General features: G+C 74.6%; 13 protein-coding genes. 8 read left to right on the forward strand and 5 right to left on the reverse strand.

The window, feature by feature from the left end; all coding sequences use genetic code 11:
- Positions 1 to 43 precede the first annotated feature (43 nt).
- Positions 44 to 3097, reverse strand: coding sequence for an SMC family ATPase (locus AB0O19_RS00980; RefSeq protein ID WP_363616689.1), 3054 nt, complete (start codon positions 3095 to 3097; stop codon positions 44 to 46).
- Positions 3094 to 4263 (reverse strand): exonuclease SbcCD subunit D, encoded by a 1170-nt coding sequence (locus tag AB0O19_RS00985; RefSeq protein WP_363616691.1) that lies wholly within the window; start codon positions 4261 to 4263, stop codon positions 3094 to 3096. Before AB0O19_RS00985 ends, AB0O19_RS00980 begins: the two co-directional genes overlap by 4 nt.
- Positions 4264 to 4757: 494 nt before the next feature.
- Between AB0O19_RS00985 and AB0O19_RS00990 the strand changes: the two genes are divergently transcribed.
- The 3 genes from AB0O19_RS00990 (at position 4758) to AB0O19_RS01000 (ending at position 7845) form a co-directional block, all read left to right on the forward strand.
- Positions 4758 to 5642 carry a hypothetical protein gene (locus tag AB0O19_RS00990; RefSeq protein ID WP_363616693.1) on the forward strand — a complete coding sequence of 295 codons (885 nt, stop codon included), beginning with the start codon at positions 4758 to 4760 and terminating at the stop codon, positions 5640 to 5642.
- Positions 5643 to 5847: 205 nt separating this feature from the next.
- The gene (locus AB0O19_RS00995; protein WP_363616695.1) at positions 5848 to 6546 is read left to right on the forward strand and encodes a hypothetical protein; all 699 of its coding nucleotides are present in this window, start codon (positions 5848 to 5850) and stop codon (positions 6544 to 6546) included.
- A 522-nt stretch (positions 6547 to 7068) separates the two neighbouring features.
- Positions 7069 to 7845, forward strand: coding sequence for an SGNH/GDSL hydrolase family protein (locus AB0O19_RS01000; protein WP_363617015.1), 777 nt, complete (start codon positions 7069 to 7071; stop codon positions 7843 to 7845).
- A gap of 108 nt (positions 7846 to 7953) precedes the next feature.
- Here AB0O19_RS01000 and AB0O19_RS01005 read toward each other — a convergent pair whose 3' ends face one another.
- A complete protein-coding gene (locus tag AB0O19_RS01005) occupies positions 7954 to 8844 on the reverse strand; it encodes a nitroreductase/quinone reductase family protein (protein ID WP_363616697.1) in 891 nt (296 codons plus the stop codon).
- 288 nt (positions 8845 to 9132) lie between these two features.
- On the opposite strand from AB0O19_RS01005, the gene AB0O19_RS01010 reads away from it, so the two are divergent.
- Complete coding sequence (locus tag AB0O19_RS01010) at positions 9133 to 9519, forward strand: hypothetical protein (RefSeq protein ID WP_363616699.1); 387 nt, start codon at positions 9133 to 9135, stop codon at positions 9517 to 9519.
- A gap of 82 nt (positions 9520 to 9601) precedes the next feature.
- Here the strand turns inward: AB0O19_RS01010 and AB0O19_RS01015 are convergent, their stop codons facing one another.
- Both AB0O19_RS01015 and AB0O19_RS01020 read right to left on the reverse strand, forming a co-directional pair.
- A complete protein-coding gene (locus AB0O19_RS01015; protein WP_363617017.1) occupies positions 9602 to 10792 on the reverse strand; it encodes a polysaccharide deacetylase family protein in 1191 nt (396 codons plus the stop codon).
- Positions 10793 to 11050: 258 nt separating this feature from the next.
- Positions 11051 to 12937 (reverse strand): AMP-dependent synthetase/ligase, encoded by a 1887-nt coding sequence (locus tag AB0O19_RS01020; protein WP_363616701.1) that lies wholly within the window; start codon positions 12935 to 12937, stop codon positions 11051 to 11053.
- Between the two features lie 548 nt (positions 12938 to 13485).
- Here AB0O19_RS01020 and AB0O19_RS01025 point away from each other — a divergent pair.
- The 4 genes from AB0O19_RS01025 (at position 13486) to AB0O19_RS01040 (ending at position 18083) form a co-directional block, all read left to right on the forward strand.
- Positions 13486 to 16395 (forward strand): nitrate- and nitrite sensing domain-containing protein, encoded by a 2910-nt coding sequence (locus AB0O19_RS01025; protein WP_363616703.1) that lies wholly within the window; start codon positions 13486 to 13488, stop codon positions 16393 to 16395.
- The gene (locus tag AB0O19_RS01030) at positions 16392 to 16811 is read left to right on the forward strand and encodes a roadblock/LC7 domain-containing protein (protein ID WP_063349983.1); all 420 of its coding nucleotides are present in this window, start codon (positions 16392 to 16394) and stop codon (positions 16809 to 16811) included. Before AB0O19_RS01025 ends, AB0O19_RS01030 begins: the two co-directional genes overlap by 4 nt.
- Before the next feature lie 8 nt (positions 16812 to 16819).
- Positions 16820 to 17341: a DUF742 domain-containing protein gene (locus tag AB0O19_RS01035; protein ID WP_363616705.1), complete on the forward strand. Its 522-nt coding sequence runs from the start codon at positions 16820 to 16822 to the stop codon at positions 17339 to 17341.
- A 193-nt stretch (positions 17342 to 17534) separates the two neighbouring features.
- On the forward strand, positions 17535 to 18083 hold the full coding sequence (locus AB0O19_RS01040; protein WP_350875683.1) for an ATP/GTP-binding protein: 549 nt from the start codon (positions 17535 to 17537) through the stop codon (positions 18081 to 18083).
- The last annotated feature ends 491 nt before the right edge of the window (positions 18084 to 18574 follow it).

Raw genomic sequence — 18574 nt, forward strand, 5'->3', positions numbered from 1 at the left:
GGAAGGCCGCCTCAGGACCGCTGGCAGTGCCCCTGAGCGGTCCCTAGGCGTCCTCCCGCCCGGCCAGGGCCAGGGTCGAGCCGCGTCGCCCCTTGCGGACCAGGAGCTGGGCGGGGATGCGGGTGCGCAGGTCGGCGACGTGGCTGACGATGCCGACCGCCCGGTCGCGTTCGCGCAGGCCGTCGAGGACGTCCATCACCTCCTCCAGGGACTGCTCGTCGAGCGTGCCGAAGCCCTCGTCGATGAACAGGGTGTCCAGCGGCATGCCGCCGGCCTCGTCGGTGACCACGTCGGCCAGGCCCAGGGCCAGGGCGAGGGAGGCGAAGAAGCTCTCGCCCCCGGAGAGCGTCGCGGTGTCCCGCTCGGTGCCCGTCCAGGCGTCGACCACCCGCAGGGCCAGGCCCGAGCGCTTGTTGCCGGTGCCCCGGTCGTCGCTGTGCACCAGGGTGTAGCGACCGCCGGACATCCGGACCAGCCGGTCGCTGGCCGCCGCCGCGACCTGCTCCAGGCGGGCCGCCAGGACGTAGGACTCCAGGCGCATCCGGAGCCGGTTCTCGGTGGAGGTGCCGGCGGCCAGCGCCGCGAGCCGGTTGATCCGCCCGTACCGGGCCAGCGCCGGGGCCAGCTCGGCTGCGAGGTCCGCCAGTTGCCGACCGATCGAGGCCAGTGCCGCGCACCGTTCGGCGGCCGCCGAACGGGCGGCGTGGGCCCGGCCCAGCCGGTCGGTGGCGGCGTCGAGCGCGGCCGCGGCGGCGGACAGGTCGACCGGCGGACGGGCCGCGGCCTCGGCCAGATCGGGAAGCGCGAGTTCGTGCCGGACGGCGGCGGACTCCGTTCGGTGCCGCTCCAGCCGGGCCGCCAGCCGCTCGCGCTCCGCGCGGGGGAGCAGTACGGCCAAGGCCTCCTCGGGGCTCGGGAAGCCCGCTGCGGCGGCGGCCTCGGCGAGCTCGCCCTCGGCGTCCAAGAGCCGGGCCAGCGTCTGCGCGCAGGCCCGCGAGGCCTCGGCCACGGCGGCGACCCGCTCGACCAGCCGCTCCAGCGCGGCCGCCCGCGCGGCGACGGAGGCCGCCTCGCCCCGGGCCGCGGCCACCCGCGCGGCGAGTTCGTGCTGCTCGTGCTGGAGCGCCTGGAGCCGGTCGGTACGGACGGCGGCGCGCTCCCGGGCCTCGCGCAGCTCGGCGAGCCGGCGGTCCTGGTCGGCCGACAAGCGGGCGATCTCCTGCTCGACCCGGCCGAGCGCCTCCGCCGAGTGCAGCGCCTCGCGGTGCTCGCGGTCCAGCTCGGCGAGGGCCTGCGCGAGCGCGTCGGCACCCTCCGGCCCGGCCGCGCCGGTGGCGGTCGCCTCGCGGACCCGCAGCGCGGTGAGGGCCTGGTCCGCTGCCGTCCAGGCCTGTTCGGCGACGGCCTGGGCCCGGCGGGCACGCTCCTCGTCGTCGGCGCCGACTCGGCCGTCGGCGGTCTCGGCGGGTGCCGGGTGTTCGGGCGAGCCGCAGACCCGGCACGCCTCGCCCGCGCGCAGTTGCTCGGCCAGCTCGGCGGCCATGCCCGCCAGCCGCCGCTCGCGCAGGCCGAGGCCGTACTCGCGGGCGTCCAGCGCGGCGGTGCGCAGGGCGGCAGCGCGCGGCTCGGCGGCGGCGATCTCGGCCCGCAGGCCGTCGCGCTCCCGGGCGGCGTCCAGGCGGGTGCTCAACTCGACCCGTCGTCCGTCGAGTTGCTCGACCAGCGCGCCCGCAGACCGGGCCCGGTTCTGCTCCTCCTGGAGGCCGCCGAGCCGCTCGTCATACTCGGCCAGCCAGTCCTCGGCCTCCTCGGCGAGCTCGTCGGCCCGCCGGCGCTCCTCGTCCAGGCTCCGCTGCTCGCGGGCGAGTTCGGCGCAGCGCCGCTCCTCCGCCCCGGCGGCCTCCAGCCGGACCAGCCCGGCCCGCAGGCCCCGTTCGGCCTCGGCCAGCTCGGCGGCCCCCGCTTCGGCCAACGCCGGGCCCCCGGCGGCCGCGCTGCCCGCGCCGCCGTCGCCGGCCAGCACCTCGCGGTGCCGGCGCTCGGCCTCCCGGGCCCGCCGGTGCGCCTCGGCCGCGCCCTCGTGCAGCCGCAGCGCGGACTCCACCCCGACGGCCGCCTGCGCCGCCGCCAGCCGCCGGCCGTCCCGGGCCGCCTCGGGCTCGAACGCGGCCAGCCGGTCGGCCTGGAGCAGCGCCTGCCGGTGGCGGTGCTGCCGCCCGGCCAGCTCCTCGGCGGCCGCGCGCTCGCCCTGGGCGGCGCGTTGCGCCTCCTCGGCGCCCGCCAGCGCCTCCCCGGCGACGGTGAACTGTTCGGCTGCGCCGCTGCGCAGGATCGCCGCCCAGCCGAGCACCCCGGCGGTCAGGTCGGCGGCGTCCTCCTCGGCCGGCACCCAGCCCTCGGCGGGCTCGGCGCCGGGGCCGGCCGCCTGCTCGGCCTTGCTGGCGAGATCCCGCAGGCGGCGCCGGCCGGCCTGGACGGCGGCCTCCTGGACGCGCCGCTGCTCCGCGAGCCACCCCTCGACGTGCTGGAACCGCTCGGTGTCGAACAGGCGCCGCAGCAGCTTGCCGCGCTCCTCCGAGTCGCCCTTGAGGAAGCGGGCGAAGTCGCCCTGCGGCAGCAGCACCACCTGGCAGAACTGCTCCCGGTTCATGCCGATCAGCCGGTGGATCTCCTCCCCGGCCTCCTGGTGCGACTTGCTCACCGCCCGCCAGCCGGGCGTGCCGTCCCCCGCGTCGGCGGCCCACTCGCGCAGCAGGGTCTGCGGCCGCTCGACGGTGGTGCCGGTGCCGACCTTCTTCGGCCGCCGCTGCTCCGGCAGCCGGGTGATCTGCAGCCGCCGCCCGCCGAGCGTCAGCTCCAGCCGGACCTCGGTCAGCCTGCGCGCCTCGGCGTGGTCGCTGCGCAGCCGGTTGGCCCGCCGGGTGCCGGGGACGTCGCCGTAGAGGGCGAAGCAGACCGCGTCCAGCACGCTGCTCTTGCCCGCGCCCGTGGCGCCGCGCAGCAGGAACAGGCCGCCGGCGGCGAGCGCGTCGAAGTCGACGCTCTCGCTGCCCGCGAACGGGCCGAACGCGCTGACGGTGAGCCGGTGCAGCCTCATCGGGGCAGGTCCGCCTTCCGGTCGGTGGTCTCCCGGACGCTCTCGAACCCGGCGCGCAGCCAGCCCAGCTCGTCCGGTTCCGGCTCGGCACCCGGGCGCACGTGCCGCAGGAAGCCCTCCGCGATCTCCAGGTCGGCCCGGCCGCTGACCCGGGCCGCGTACGACCGGGAGGGCTCGGCCTCGCTCTCCTCGGGGTCGAAGAGCAGCTGGAGGGTGTGCGGGAAGCGGCGGCGCAGCTTCTCCATCGGCTCGCTCGGGCGGGCCGCGTCGGTGAGCGTCGCCTGCACCCAGGCCTGCTCGTACGGCGCGTACTCGTCCTTGGTGAGCAGCGCGTCGAGGCTGTCGCGCAGGGTGGCGAGCGGGCGCGGGCGCGGGCAGTCGACGCGCTCGGCGGCGACCGAGCCGTCGGCCGCGAGGTCGACCAGCCACATGGTCTTGCGCTGGTCCACCTCGGAGAAGGAGTAGGCGAGCGGCGAGCCGCTGTAGCGCAGGTGCGGGGCCAGGGTCTGGCAGCCGTGCAGGTGGCCGAGCGCGGCGTAGTGCACGCCGTCGAAGACGGAGGCGGGCACCGAGGCGACGCCGCCGACCGCGATGTCCCGCTCGCTGTCGCTCGCCGTGCCGCCGGTGACGAAGGCGTGCGCCAGCACCACCGCGCGGGTGCCGGCCGGACGGGCCGCGAGATCGGCCCGGACCTGGTCCATCGCCGCGCCGAGCACCGCCGCGTGCCCGCCGCGCTCCAGCCCGAACCGCTCGCGCACCAGCGTCGGCTCCAGGTACGGCAGCCCGTAGACCGCCACCGGCCCGTGCTCGTCCGCCAGCAGCACCGGGGCGGCGCACTCGCCCGGGTCGGTGCGCAGGTGGATGCCCGCCCGGCCGATCAGCCCGGCGCCGACGCCGAGGCGGCGGGCCGAGTCGTGGTTGCCGCTGATGAACACCGTCGGCACGCCCAGCCCGGCCAGCCGGTGCAGCACGTCGTCGAACAGGGCGACCGCGTCCAGGCCCGGCAGCGCCCGGTCGTACACGTCCCCGGCGACGAGCACGGCGTCCACGCGCTCGGCCCGGACCACGTCCACCAGGTGGTCCAGGAACGCGCGCTGGGCGTCGTGCAGGCTCTCCCGGTGGAAGGAGCGGCCCAGATGCCAGTCGGAGGTATGCAGCAGTCGCATGGTTCCCGACCTTAACGTCCGGTACTGACAGTCCCGTCCGGATCAGGAGACCCGAGGGTCTCGGGACATGCGCGTTCGATTACTCGGGGTGGATTGTCAGTGGCTCTGTGTATGTTCCTCGACGTCGGCGGTTCCGGGGTCGGGGCCGTCGGCGGTGTCCGGTGCTGGGCTAGTCGGTGGGAGGAACCATGCGGGTGTGGTCGTCGGGTCGTGAGGGCTCCGGGGTTGCGGAGCGTTGTGCGGGGCGTTGTGGTGGCCCCAGGGGTTCCGAGTGTTCCGGGTGTTCCGGGGCCGTGGATGTCTTCGGGCGGTCGCGGGTCCGCCGGCGGGTGCTGCTGCGCGCCGGGCGGCGGGCCGGGGCGGACGGTGGTCCGGGTGCTCCCGGTGGGGCCCGGCCGTCCGGTGGTGACCGCCCGCCGGGAGGGCGTGCGGGCGGGGCAGGTGTGCGGGGGCGCCGGGGCGGGCGGGCCCGGGGTGCTCCGCCGCCGCAGCCGGTGGCGGTCGCGCTGGCGGCGGCTGCGGCCGACTTCGCCGGCCTCGCGCGGTACGGGTTGTTCGGCCGGCTCGCCCACCAGGAGTACCTGCGGCGCTCGGAGGAGCAGCTGAGGGCCCTGCACGCGCAGGGCCTGGAGGTGCACTTGCGGGTCCTGGAGGCGGGTGACTACGAGGACTACTGCACGGCGCTCGGCCTCGACCCCCGGACGCCCGCCGCCCGGGTCGCGTACGCGGGCGATCCGGAGCTGGCCGGGGAGCCCTTCGTCTACGCGGGGGAGCGGCTGGCCGAACTGCTCCCGGTCCTGCTGGACGACCACCGGGCGCGGGTGCGGATGTCCGTCGCGGGCGTGGCCCTGCTGGAGGCGGTCGGCGACGACCGGGACGGGCAGCGGCGGCTGGCGGCGGTGATGGGGTACGTGACGTCGGCCTACCTCGCGCTGGCCGAGGGCGCGGGGGAGGGCTGCCACCTGCTGACGCTGCGCTGCCACGGCCCGGAGGACGGCGAGCAGCTCAGCTCGGCGGTGGAGGTCTGTGTGGAGGCGGGCGGCCTCCACCCCGCCGGGCGGGACACCGAGGCGTTCTGCGTCACGCTGGCGGCGGGGGTCGCCGGTGGTGGGGCGGGGGCGTTGCTGCTGCACGGCGATCCGGGCGTCCCGGCGCCCGGGGCCCCGGCCTCGGACGGGCCGTGGGTGCGCGGTTGGGCGCTGGCCGGCGGGCGGTTGCGGCCGATGACGGTGCACGAGGTGTTCGACGAGCTGGCCGACGACGCGGCGCGCGGGCTGCCGTTCCCGCCCGGGGTGGTCCCGCGACCGGGCTTCCCGCTGCCGGGCTTCCCGGAGCCCGGCTCGGCTGGGCCGGGGGAGGGGGGTGGGCCGCTGGGGTGATCAGGGGGTTTCCACCCCTGCCATCCACCATGCGGCGCTGGGGACTGTTCATCGACCGCCTGTTCGGGGAAGATTCGGAGAAGATCAACAGCAGGAGCGCGCGGTGCCCCACGCCGCCGCTCCGGCCGCTCCGCTCCGTACCGTGCTCCGCAGGTCCGTCCCGCGCACTGCCGGTCCGGCGAGCCCGACAGCGAGAGGGGGACGCATGAGCCGGATCGAGTACAGCGCGGAGATCGCCGAGCTGCTCGGCAGGGTGCGCCGGCGTCCCACGGCGGGGTGGCCGTGGCGGCCGGGCGAGCAGGTGCCCGAGGGGCTGCCGGTGAAGCAGTCCTGGGGGTGGCTGTTCGCTCCGGACGGGCGGGTGCTGACCCTGGTCAACCCCAGGGACGGGATCTGCTCGCTCCCCGGCGGATCGCTGGAGCCGGAGGACGTCGGGGATCCGGCCTCCGCGCTGGCCCGGGAGGCGGCCGAGGAGGCCCAGGCCGTGATCGGCCGACCGTACTACCTCGGTTACCTCTACGACCGGGTCGGCTCGGCCAACGGCGGGCACGAGTGCGCGCGGGTCCGGATGGCGGCGGCGCTGCGCGCGGTCGGTCCGAGCGCGGCCGACCCGGCCTCCGGCCGGCACTACCGGCGGCTGCTGGTCGCGCCCGGACTCGCCGTCGAACTGCTCGGCTGGGGCGCGCCCGGGCTGCGCCAGGCCCGGGTGGCGGTCGCCACCGCTGCCCGCCGGCTCGGCGTGCCGGTCGCCGCGAACGAGGCGATCGAGGAGCTGCCGGTGGAGGGCTGCGTGGTCTTCCCCGGCGCCGTCTATCCGGATGCGGTGTGTTCGGACGCCGGTTACTCGGATGCCGTCCACCCGGATGCGGTGTGCCCGAGCGAGCCTCACCCGGGCCTCGCGTAGTCCGAGGAGGGGCTGCCGGGTGCCGGCGCCGTCCGTCTGATCCGTGGTCAGGGTTTCGAGCCGGAGTCGCGTGCGTCGGAGTCCGCGTGCGCTGACGCCCTTGCGCCCGGGGTCGGTTCGCCCGGGGTCGGTTCGTGCGGGGTCGGGTCGTGTCGCGCCGGTTCGCGCCGGTTCTCGGCACGCTGTGCTGTGGCGAGCCCCGGCACCCCGCGACGCGTCGTACGGCGAGGTGGCCCGTCGGTGGCCGGGTCGTAACGGTGTCCTGGCCGTGCCCTGACTACCAACTGACCACTCGCTGACTTTTTCACCGACCACTGTCTACGCGCGATGACCGACGCCGGTCGGCGTACACCGGCGCTGACCAGCGCCAACTCACGCCCTGTGGCCGGTGGTTCACTTCTGCGTTGTCGGACAGCCCGTCAATGTCCTTGGCATGACCGCTTCCCGGTTCACCTACTGCCTGGTATCACTTCTGTGACCCATACCACACCAGGAGGTGCCATGCTCCGTCCAGCTCGCGCCATGTCCGTTGCCGCGATAGCGGCTCTGCTCACTCTGACCACGTTGTTCACCGCGTCATCCGCGAACGCGGCGAGCGTCAACTACGTCGCTCTCGGGGACTCCTACTCCGCCGGTGTCGGTGCCGGCAGCTACCTGAGCGACAGCGGCAACTGCAAGCGAAGCACCAACGCCTACCCGTACCTGTGGAAGAACGCGCACTCGCCGTCGTCCTTCTCGTTCGTCGCGTGTTCCGGCGCCAGAACCGGAGACGTCCTCAGCAACCAGATCTCCGCGCTGAGCTCCAGCACCACGCTGGTCAGCCTGTCGGTCGGCGGCAACGACGCCGGCTTCGCCGACACCATGAAGACCTGCGTGCTGGAGTCGGACAGCACCTGCCTCAGCGCCGTCAGCACGGCCCAGAACTACGCCCGCAACACCCTGCCCGCCCAGCTGGACAAGGTGTACTCGACGATCCACGCCAAGGCGCCGAACGCCCACGTGGTGGTGCTGGGTTACCCGCACCTCTACAAGATCGGCGGCAGCTGCATCCTCGGCATCAGTGACACCAAGCGCGCCGCGATCAACGGCGCCGCCGACACGCTGGACGAGGTCATCGCCAAGCGGGTCGCCAACGCCGGCTTCAGCTTCGGCGACGTGCGCAGCATCTTCACCGAGCACGAGATCTGCGGCTCGCAGACCACCTGGCTGAACAGCGCCACCCTGCCGGTCGACGAGAGCTACCACCCGAAGGCCGCCGGCCAGTCCGGTGGCTACCTCCCGGTCTTCACCCAGTCGTAACGGCTTCGCGCCGGTAGGCCGTCGCTTCAGGGCGCCGCCGAACCGGCACACGGGCCGTCGGCCCCTCTCCCCGAGCGCGGGGAGAGGGGCCGACGGCATTCGTGCGTCTCAGTCCCGGGCCGGACCGGGCCGCAGCGGCGGGAACGGGATCCCGGCGAGCGTCGGCAGCAGTTCCGCTTCCTCGTAGTCGAGGTGCGCCTCCAGCTCGGCCGACAGCCGGTCCAACTCGGCCCGGAGCCGGTCCGGTTCGGTGACCTCGATCCCGGCCAGCAGCGCCACTAGCTCCTCCCTGATCCGCCCGATCACCAGGTGCTGTTCGCCCAGCTGTTCCAGCACCCCGGCCAGTTCCGGGTGGTTGCGCGCGAGCGCGGGGAAGATCGCGGCGCCCTCGCCGGTGTGGTGGTGCGTCAGCCCCTCGCAGAAGGCGAGGCAGTGCTGGCGCAGTTGGAGCCCGAGGCCGGCCGGTCGGCCCGCGACGTGCGAGTGTGCCTCCTCCCGGACGTGGCGCAGCTGCGCACGCAGCCAGGTGTGCGCCTCCAACAGCTTGTCGGCGAGGCTGCGCACCTCGCGCGCGGGTGTCTCGGGCCGCTCCAGGACGACCACCGGTAGTTCCCGGTCGGTGTTCGCCTGGTAGTCGCCGTACCCGGGCGCCTGCCGGACGACGGCTGCGAACAGCCGCTCCCGTCGGGCGCCTTCGGCGGGTACGGCGATCACGTCGAACGCCTCGGAGCCGAGTTCTACCCGGACCACCGGTCGGGCGAGTAGGTTGCGGTACCACTGCGGGTGGTCCGGCGCCCCGGCGGCGGAGGCGACGACCAGGAGCAGCCCCTCGGCCCGGACGTACCCGAGCGGCACGGTGTGCGGCTTGCCCGAGCCGGCCCCGGCCGTGGTGAGCAGCAGCAGGTCGCCGCCCTCGAACGGGCCGCCCACCCGCCCGCCGTTGGCGCGGAACTCCTCGATGACGCTCTGGTTGAACTGGTTGACATGGTTCGTGGACATGGGTGTGGGTGAAGTCTCCTGCAGGGATTGGGAGTCACGGCCACACGCGGTGCATGGGCGCGCACGCGGACACCGCGGTGACCGCCTACGTCAGATCAGGGCAGCGGAGAAAGTACTCATCGCGCATCGTCCCTCGGATAAAAGGTGCTCGCCCGGCGGCCGGCCGGCCCACTACTCTGTGGCCGGCGCCACGCTGCACGCCCCCATTAGGGCCACGCCGCGGACGCCCTGTCAACGAGCAAGATCGCCGACGAAAGTTCCCTGACCGGGATCGTCGACGAAAGGGGAGTGAACGCCGTCGTGGAGCGCATCGTCGACCTCGACCACGCCGCCGAGCGGATCGCCGCCCGGGCCGTACGCTGGCGGGCCGCCGGCCTGACGGTCGGCGCGCTCACCTGGCGCGACGCCCTGGCCCCGTGGCCGCAGCCGCTGGAGACGGACCGCGCCCGCGTCACGGACCCGGACTCCGTCGGCGTCCAGGTCGTGGACCCGCTGTCCGGCGGCGAGCTGCACGTGGTGCTGTTCCGGGGCGGCTGGGCCGACGTCGAGTACCTCGCCGCTGGCTGGGAGGAGCAGGAAGACGCCGAGGGCGGAGTGATCCCGGCTAACGACTTCACCGGCGCCGCCGACTTCGACGAGCGCCTGCGCGGCTGGATGGCGCACGTCTTCGGCTGATCCCGGCCGCCGGTGGACGGGAGCCCGGTGAGTGGCTGCCCCCGTCGGCGGGCGCCCTGGGGAGCCCGCCGACGGCGACGCGTCAGCGCAGGTAGTCGACCAGGCCGGCCGGCTTGAGCCCGGCCGCGTCAGCGGCGGCGAGGGCTCGCTGGAGGTCGGCGGCGAGGGTGTCGGTCCAGTGCATCAGGACGACGTCGCCCGGCTGCAACAGGCCCGGGTGCCAGATGTTGGACGCGCCCCAGCTGAAGTCCGCGTCGGCGGTGAGCACGGTGCGGATGCCGCAGTTGGCGGCGGCCTGGAGGGTGTCGGCGTTCCAGGCGAAGTACGGCGGGCGGAAGGCCACCGGCGTGGTGCCGAACTGGCGGGTCATGGCGTCGCGGGCGTCGCAGATCTCGATCTGCTGCTGCTCCAGTGGCAGTTTGCTGAGGTCGGAGTGGGAGACGCTGTGGTCCTGGAGGGAGGAGCCGGGCACGGCCGTGACGCGCCGGAAGAAGTCGGGGTCGGTGCCGGCCGGCATCGGCAGCGGGAAGGCGGTGATCGGCAGCCGGTGGTCGGCGATGAACTTCTCCGCCTCGGGGGTGCGCTGCCAGCCGTCGTCGACAGTGAAGAAGACGACCTTGTCGCTGGTGGGCACGGATCCGGCGGCCACGGCCGGGGCGGGCGCGGGGCCGTCCACCCGGACGTCGTCGACCGAGAACGGGCCCTGCTGGTACCAGCCGTGGACGTAGAGCCGGACGCTGTGCGCGTTCGGGCCGGTGGTGAACCGGGTGGTGAGCTGCTGCCAGCCGCCGCCGGTGGTCTCGGTCCAGGCCGGGGCGACGTCCCGGCCGGTGCCGGTGGCGCCCAGGTAGACGAAGGCGCCGCGGACCCAGGCCGAGGCGGTGTAGGTGGTGTTGGGCTGGACGGCCACGGTCTGCGCGCACTCGCCGGTGGAGTCGGCGGTGGCCGGCGTGACGGTGAGCGCGGAGGCGCCGGAGTGCGCGGCGGTGGCGGTGACGGCGGCCTCGGCCGGGCCGCCGGTGCACTTCCAGCCGGGGACGGCGCCCCAGTCGGAGAGGTCGGGGGCGGGCAGTTCGAAGCCGGGGTTGGTGGCCAGGTTGACGGTCGGGCCGCTCGGGGTGCTCGGACCGCTCGGGGCGCCGGCCGGGGCGGGCCCGGGGGTGGCGGAGGCCGCCGGGGCGGCGAAGGCGGCGAGCAGCGCGACGGAGGCGGCCAGCGCGGACAGGCGCGTGGACGGGCGCGTGAACTGGCGCGCGGACAGGCGCGTGGACATCGACACGAGAGGACTCCTGCAGGTGGGGGACACGCCCGTGGGGAGGGCGTGGCGGAATCGGAACCCTGGAACCGGGGCCTTGGGTCGGGCCCCTGGAACCGGGCTCGCGGGACCTGGGTGCTCCCGGAGGGGCGGGAGCGGATGGTGCGCCGCACTCGGACCGAGGAGAAACAATGGACTGGACCAATCGGCCCGTCAAGGGAACGGCCGGTGAACCGAAGCCCACCGTACCTGCCACAAAAGGGACAAGACGACCCGTCAGGGGACGTACAACTCCGCGATGTCATCGGCGTAGTACTCGACGATCGCCGCCCGGCGAAGCTTCAGGGAGGGTGTCAGCAGCCCCTGGTCCTGGCTGAACTCGCGGGGCAGCAGCCGGAACGCGCGGATCGACTCGGCCCGCGACACCGCCGTGTTCGCCGCCGCCACCGCGCGCTGGACCTCGGTGTGCAGCTGCTCGTCCGCGAGCACCGCCCACGGGTCCAGCTGCTCCAGCCCGTGCGTCTTCAACCAGTGCGCCAGCGCCGCCGGGTCGAGCGTGATCAGCGCGGCCACGTACGGGCGGTCGTCGCCCACCACCAGGCACTGGGATACCAGCGGATGCGCGGCCACCCGCTCCTCCAGCGCCGACGGGGCCAGGTTCTTGCCGCTGCTGGTGACGATCAGGTCCTTCTTGCGGCCGGTGATGGTCAGGTAGCCGTCCTCGTCCAGCCGGCCCAGGTCGCCCGTCCCGAACCAGCCGTCGATCAGGGACTCCGCCGTGCACTGCGGGTGGTTGAGGTAGCCGCCGAAGACCGAGCCGCCGCGCACCCAGACCTCGCCGTCGTCGGCGAGGGCCACCGACGAGCCCGGCAGCGGGTGCCCGACCGTGCCCAGCTTCTGCCGCCCGATCGGGTTGGCGGTGATCGCGGCGGACGTCTCGGTCAGCCCGTAGCCCTCGTACAGGTGCAGGCCGGCGCCGGTGAAGAAGAGGCCGAGTTCGCGGCGCAGCGCGGAGCCGCCGCACATCACGCTGCGCACCCGGCCGCCGAGTACGGCCCGCAGCCGCTGGTAGACGGTCCGCTCGTAGGCGAGGTGCCGCAGCCGCAGCTTGGGGCTGGGCCCGGGTCCGCGCCCGAACGCCTTCTGCTCCCGGGCGGCGGCCCAGTCGACGGCCACCTGCCGGGCCTGTTCGAAGAGTTCGCCGCGCCCGGCGTCCTCGGCGGCCCGCCGGGCCTGCTGGAAGACCTTCTCGAAGACGTACGGGACGACGTGCAGGAAGGTCGGCCGGAAGGACTCCATCGCGGGCAGCAGGGCGTCGGTGGAGACCTCGGGGACGTGTCCGATCCGGAAGCCGCCGCGGAACGCCGCGACCTGCACGGCCCGCCCGTAGACGTGTGCCAGCGGCAGGAACAGCAGGGTGGACGGCTGTCCGCCGCCGGTGTCGTGGAAGGCCTCCCGCCAGCCGCCGAGCAGTGCGTCGGCCTCGGCGGCCAGGTTGGCGTGGGTGATCAGGCAGCCCTTGGGGCGGCCGGTGGTGCCCGAGGTGTAGACGACGGTGGCGACGTTCCCGGCCGTGACGCCGAGCCGCTGGCGGTGGACGAGCGAGTCGGGCACGTCACGGCCGTCCTCGGTGATCGCGGCGACGCAGTCGCGGTCCAGCTGCCAGATGCCGGTGAGGTCGGGCAGCGCGTCGCAGACCGCGCCGACCGTCATCGCGGCGTCCTCGTCCTCGACCAGGCAGGCCACCGCCTGGGTCTCGGCGAGGATCCAGCGCACCTGCTCGGCCGCCGCGGTGGGGTAGACCGGGACGGTGATCGCGCCGATCGACCAGAGCGCGTAGTCGAACAGCGTCCACTCGTAGCGGGTGCGGGACATCAGGGCGACCCGGTCGCCGTAGCGCACGCCCCGGGTGAGCAGGCCCTTGGCGAGGGCGAGCACCTCGTCGCGGAACTCCCGTGCGGTGACGCCCCGCCACTCGTCCCGGTGCCCGTCCCGGTGCTCGGCGGGTCCAGCGGGGCCGGCGGAGTCAGCGGGGCCCGGCGGGCCGACGCGGCGGGCCAGCTGCACCAGGTCCGGTGTGCGTTCGGCGGTGTCGTACAGCGAGTCGGCGAGTCCTCCGGTGGCCTCGGGCCCGGCCACGGCGGGGGTGGTGAACTCGCGCACATTCCCCCCGTTGGCGTCTCGCGGCGGCACTGCCCGCGCCGGAACCGGTGTCGGCGCCGGAGGCCGTGGCGGCGGTGCCGGGCCGCGCAGGTGGAGCGAAACTATCGGATCGGCCTGTCACTGCCCAGGGTTGTGACCGTGACGCGACGAGATCGGCACCGGTCCCTGCGGAAGGTGTCGCCGCCGGGGAGGAACCGCGTGCGTTCGGTGATCGGGCAAACCGGGCGGCGGCGGATGATCCGGACGCGAGCCCGCAGTGACCGGGGCCCGATCCTGACGTGTGCGGGGCAAGCCGGGGAAGTGGACTGGTTCGACCCTCGAACGAGTGGTCAGGGCGTAGTAGGCTCTCGCAGACCTGCGACCGGGGGCCTCCCGGCCAGGCCCGATCCGACGACGCACCATCCACGCCGACCAGCCCCGAAGCCGATCTCCGAAGCCCGCACCCGAAGCCCTTTCCGAAGCCCTTACCCAAGCCTTTTCCGGCCGAGCCCCGCGGCTCCTCCGAACCGCTCCCCGTCCGCGCCTGGCACTTCCCGACCGAGGACTCCATGCGTCTGCGCAGCAGCTCGATCCGCGCGAAGATCATCGCGCTGCTCCTGGTGCCCATCGTCGCGCTCACCGCGCTGTGGGTGTACGCGACCTTCGCCACCACCGGAGACGTCTGGGGCCAGCTGGAGATCAGCCGTACGTACAAGGAGTTCGGGACCCCGGTCGACCAGTACGCCGACGATCTGCAGAACGAGCGCCGCGCGGCCGTCCAGCGACTGGCCGTCCCGAACTCGCAGGTCGCCACGGACGCCTACGAACACGCCAAGGCCGCCACCGATCGCAGCCTCGACGTCCTGCGGCAGAAGAAGGACCACGCGGGCGGCAAGCTCTCCAGCTCCCAGCGCGGCCGCTTCCTGCAGATCATCGCCGCCGCCGACCAGATCGGACCGCTGCGCGCGCAGGTCGGCCGCTCCGCGCTCAACTGGGAGTTCGCGCTGGGGCAGTACAGCGACCTGGTCAAGCCGGTGTTCGGCTTCCGGTCCGCCTACGTCGCCCGGCAGACCGGCCAACTCCCGCGCCAGGGAACCATCCTGATCGAGCTGGTGCGCGCCCGCGAGTACCTGGCGCAGGAGGACGCGGCGATGGAGGGCCTGCGCGGCGGCGCCGCCAAGCCCACCGCCGAGCAGTACCAGATCGCCCTGGACGCCCTGCACAACCAGCAGGCCCTGTTCACCGTCTACATCGCCGAACTCGAACCCGCCGACCAGTCCGACTACATCGCCCTGCGCGGTGGCGAGGCCTGGGCCGCGCTGGCCCGCGCCGAAGCGGACTTCGTCGGCGCCGGCGGCCCCGAGCGGGTCGCCCAGGCGATCAACGGCGACTCCTGGCGGGAGACCGCCGACCGGGCGCTCGGCGACCTCACCTCGATCAACACCCGGATCGCCAACGGGATCGGCGAGCGCGAACGGTCCGCCGCGATCGGGATGCTCTGGCGGGGCGGCATCGCCGGCGCGATCGGCCTGGTCGCGGTCGTCCTGTCGGTGCTGATCTCCTTCCGGATCGGGCGAGGCCTCGCCCGCGAACTGATCGGGCTGCGCAACGCGGCCAACGAACTGGCCGGCGCCCGGCTGCCCTCCGTCATGCTGCGGCTGCGCCGGGGCGAGGCGGTGGACGTCGCGGCCGAGGCGCCCGAACTAAGCTTCGGGGCAGCCGAGATAGGCCAGGTCGGCCAGGCCTTCAACGCCGTCCAGCGGGCCGCCGTCGAGGCGGCCGTCGAACAGGCCGAACTGCGGCGCGGCGTCTCGGCGGTGTTCGTCAACCTGGCCCGGCGCAGTCAGGTGCTGCTGCACCGCCAGCTCACCCTGCTCGACACCATGGAGCGCCGCACCGAGAACCCGACCGAGTTGGCCGACCTCTTCAAGGTCGACCACCTCACCACGCGCATGCGGCGGCACGCCGAGGGCCTGATCATCCTCGCCGGCGGCTCGCCCGGGCGCGCCTGGCGCAAGCCGGTCCGGATGGTGGACGTGGTCCGTGCGGCGGTCGGCGAGGTCGAGGACTACGCCCGGGTGATCGTCCGGCCGTTCCCCGGCACCGGCCTGCTCGGCAGCGCCGTCGCGGACGTCACCCACCTGATCGCCGAACTCGTCGAGAACGCCGCGGTTTTCTCCCCGCCGACCACCCAAGTCACCGTCCAGGGTGAGGTGGTGGCACACGGATTCGCGCTGGAGATCGACGACCGCGGGCTCGGGCTGAGCGATCAACTCCTCGCCGACATCAACGAACGCCTAGCCGTGGAGCAGGAGTTCGACCTCGCCGACACCGACCGGCTGGGCCTGTTCGTGGTCAGCCGGCTGGCCCGGCGGCACGGCATCCGGGTCCACCTGCGCCCGTCCCCGTACGGCGGGACGACGGCGGTCGTGCTGATCCCGCGCGAACTGCTCGCCGAGGCGCCGGACGGCCTGCCCGAGCCGCCGCCCACCGGTCGGCGCTCCGCCCCGGTCCGGCGCGGACAGCGCGACCTGGTCGCCGTGCCCGCGCTCGGTGGCGGTGGCGGTGGCGGTGGCGGTGGCGGTACGGCGGAGGGCTCGGCTCGGGCCGCTGCCGCTGCCGGGGCCGGGGCCGGTTCCGTTGCGGGGGAGGACGAGCGACACCGGGGCAGCGGCGGTCCCCGGCCGTCCACGTCCGAGCCGGCCCGGACGCCGGGCGGGCTGCCGCGACGGGCCTCGCGGGCCAAGGGCGGGCCGGTGCTGGTGCCCGCGCCGCCCAGGGACACCGAGGACGGTGCGGGGACGGGGCGCCACCGTCGGGACGAGCCGACCACGGCCGCTCCCGTCCTCGACGCGCCCGCGGACCCGCCGTTGGTCGCAGGCCCGCGGACCGAGGGCGGGCTGCCCCGGCGGGTCCGGCAGGCGAACCTCGCGCCGCAGCTCAAGGAACAGCTGAAGGAGCGCCTCCGGGACCGGACCGACCACGGGCCCGAGGACGAGCCCGCGATCGCCGCCCGCCGGGCCCGGGAGGCCCAGGAGGCCGAGCGGGCGCGTGAGCGCTCGCCCGAGGAGGCGCGGGCCACCTTCGCCTCGTTCCAGCGCGGCTTCACCCGGGGGCGCGGCGCCGCCACGTCCGGGTCGGCCCCGGCGAATGCCCGACCCGCCGCCGTACCCGTCTGGCAGCCGCCGGACTCCACCCGGCGGGCGATCAGTCCGGCACCCGCCCCGGCGGCGCTGTCCGCGCCGTCGGACGGTGCCCGGGCGCCGCTCGCCCGTCGGGTGCCGTCCGGCCCGCCCGTCCGGCGGAACCCGGCGCCCGCACCCACGGCACGACCCGTGCCACCTGCATCAAGGGCAACACCTGAACCATGGGCAACACCTGAACCATGGGCAATACCTGCACCATCGGCAGCACCTGTACCAACAGCACCACCTGCACCACCTGCACCACCCGCTCCATCGGAAGGAACTGATTCATGACCACTTCGACGCAGCCGTCCGGGGACCTCAACTGGCTCCTGGACGACCTGGTGGGGCGCGTCGCGGCCCTGCGGCACGCCGTGATCCTCTCCAGCGACGGCCTGGCCACCGGCGCCTCCCGCGACCTCGACCGCGAGGACGCCGAGCACCTGGCGGCCGTCGCGGCCGGATTCCACAGCCTGGCCAAGGGCGCCGGCGGGCACTTCAAGGTCGGCGGGGTCCGCCAGACGATGGTGGAACTGGACGAGGCGTTCCTGTTCATCACGGCGGCCGGTGACGGCAGCTGCCTGGCCGTGCTGAGCGAGGCCGAGGCCGACATCGGCCAGATCGCCTACGAGATGGCGCTGCTGGTCAAGCGGGTCGGCGAGCACCTGGCCGCCGAGCCGCGCACCGAAGCCGCGCCGCCGGGGAGATGAGCGGTCCGATGGCGGATCCGAAGGCTGAGGCGGCGGGGCGGCCCGGGCCGGGCGGCTCGGCCGGGACGGCCGGGACGGGAGGGGAGGTGGCGGAGCAGATGGGCCAGGACGGGGCCGAGTCCGACCTGCTCCACCCGCGTGCCCCTGCCGACGACCGCTGGTTCGACGACGAGGCCGGCCCGGTCGTGCGGCTCTACTCGATGACCCGCGGCCGCACCCGGCCGGTCGAGGACGGCCTGTTCGACCTGATCTCGCTGATCACCGCCGCCGAGCCCGGGCCGAACGCGGGGGCCGTGCCGGCGCACGTCCTCGACCCGGAGCACCAGACCCTCCTGGCCTGGTGCCGCCGCGAGCCGCTGTCCGTCGCCGAACTCGGCTCCTACACCGACCTGCCGGTCAGCGTCGTCCGGGTGCTGCTCGGCGACCTCTACGACGCCGAGCTGATCAGCGTCACCCGACCCGTTCCGCTCGCCGAGCTGCCGGACGAGCGCCTGCTGCGAGACGTGATCAATGGACTCCGTGCGCTCTGACCACGACGGCCGCGCCGCCGCCGGCGGTACCTCTGGTGGCGGCACTCCCGGCACTCCCGGCACTCCCGGCACTCCCGGCACTCCCGGCACTCCCGGCACTCCCGGCACTCCCGGCACTCCCGGCACCCCCGTCGGCCACGGCTCCGGCGGTCGCGCCAACGACCCGCGCTGGCGCGGCGGCCCGGCCGTCGCGGTGAAGATCCTCGTCGCGGGCGGCTTCGGCGCGGGCAAGACCACGCTGGTCGGCTCGGTGAGCGAGATCCGGCCGCTGCGCACCGAGGAGGAGCTCAGCGAGCTGGGCCGCCCGGTGGACGACACCTCGGGCGTGGAGGCGAAACGCACCACCACCGTGGCGATGGACTTCGGCCGGATCGACCTGCGGCCCGGACTCGCGCTGTACCTGTTCGGCACGCCCGGGCAGGACCGGTTCTGGTTCGTCTGGGACGAGTTGGCCCGCGGCGCGCTCGGCGCACTGGTGCTCGCGGACACCCGGCGGCTGGCCGACTGCTTCCCCTCGGTCGACTTCTTCGAGCAGCGCGGCATCCCGTTCGTGGTCGCGGTGAACTGCTTCGACGGCACCGAGCGGTTCTCCCCGGACGAGGTCCGCGACGCGCTCGACCTCGACCCGGACATTCCCGTGCTGCTGTGTGACGCACGCCTGCGGGAGGACGGGAAGGAACTCCTGGTCGCGCTCGTCGAGCACGCCGCCGCCCGTCGCCACCGCGCCCCGGCCCGGACCTGACGCCGCCGTACCCCGGGCCCGGCGCCGCCGCGACCCGGTCTGACGACACCGTGCCCCCGGTTCGGCACTGCACCCGCACAGAGGCTTCACAGAGCCTCCGAGCCACCCGACGTCTCATTCGGTTGTCCGCATCCCGGACGTTCGGTGTGCCGAAGGTTGCCTAGACCGGCCCGGCGTGGAAGGCTCTGGGCACGAAAGCCGCCCGGCCATGCCGTCGGGAGGGCCGGAAACGTTCCGTTCACGAAGGCGCGCATCGACGACGACGCGCCATTGTGCAGAGCAAGGGGGAGGGCAGCAGGATGACCGTCGGCCAGCGACGCGCCACGACCGATCCCGCCCCCGTCACGCCGGTGCTCACCGTCCGCCGCTACATCGACCAGGCGCTGATCTGCAGCGCCTGTTGTCGGTGACCGGCCGGCCCCTTCCCGGTACGTCCCCGACGATCCCGGCCCACCCGGCCGCCGTCTGACGCACCGCCAATCCCGTCGACC

Source organism: Kitasatospora sp. NPDC091276 (assembly GCF_040684355.1).
Classification (GTDB): domain Bacteria; phylum Actinomycetota; class Actinomycetes; order Streptomycetales; family Streptomycetaceae; genus Kitasatospora.

Bases quoted from the DNA above. Each gene is read 5' to 3' on its own strand.
- AB0O19_RS01000 (WP_363617015.1), top strand. From the start codon at position 7,069: ATGTCCGTTGCCGCGATAGCGGCTCTGCTCACTCTGACCACGTTGTTC.
- AB0O19_RS00985 (WP_363616691.1), bottom strand. From the start codon at position 4,263: ATGCGACTGCTGCATACCTCCGACTGGCATCTGGGCCGCTCCTTCCAC.
- AB0O19_RS01025 (WP_363616703.1), top strand. From the start codon at position 13,486: ATGCGTCTGCGCAGCAGCTCGATCCGCGCGAAGATCATCGCGCTGCTC.
- AB0O19_RS01005 (WP_363616697.1), bottom strand. From the start codon at position 8,844: ATGTCCACGAACCATGTCAACCAGTTCAACCAGAGCGTCATCGAGGAG.
- AB0O19_RS01030 (WP_063349983.1), top strand. From the start codon at position 16,392: ATGACCACTTCGACGCAGCCGTCCGGGGACCTCAACTGGCTCCTGGAC.
- AB0O19_RS00995 (WP_363616695.1), top strand. From the start codon at position 5,848: ATGAGCCGGATCGAGTACAGCGCGGAGATCGCCGAGCTGCTCGGCAGG.
- AB0O19_RS01035 (WP_363616705.1), top strand. From the start codon at position 16,820: ATGGCGGATCCGAAGGCTGAGGCGGCGGGGCGGCCCGGGCCGGGCGGC.
- AB0O19_RS00980 (WP_363616689.1), bottom strand. From the start codon at position 3,097: ATGAGGCTGCACCGGCTCACCGTCAGCGCGTTCGGCCCGTTCGCGGGC.
- AB0O19_RS01015 (WP_363617017.1), bottom strand. From the start codon at position 10,792: ATGTCCACGCGCCTGTCCGCGCGCCAGTTCACGCGCCCGTCCACGCGC.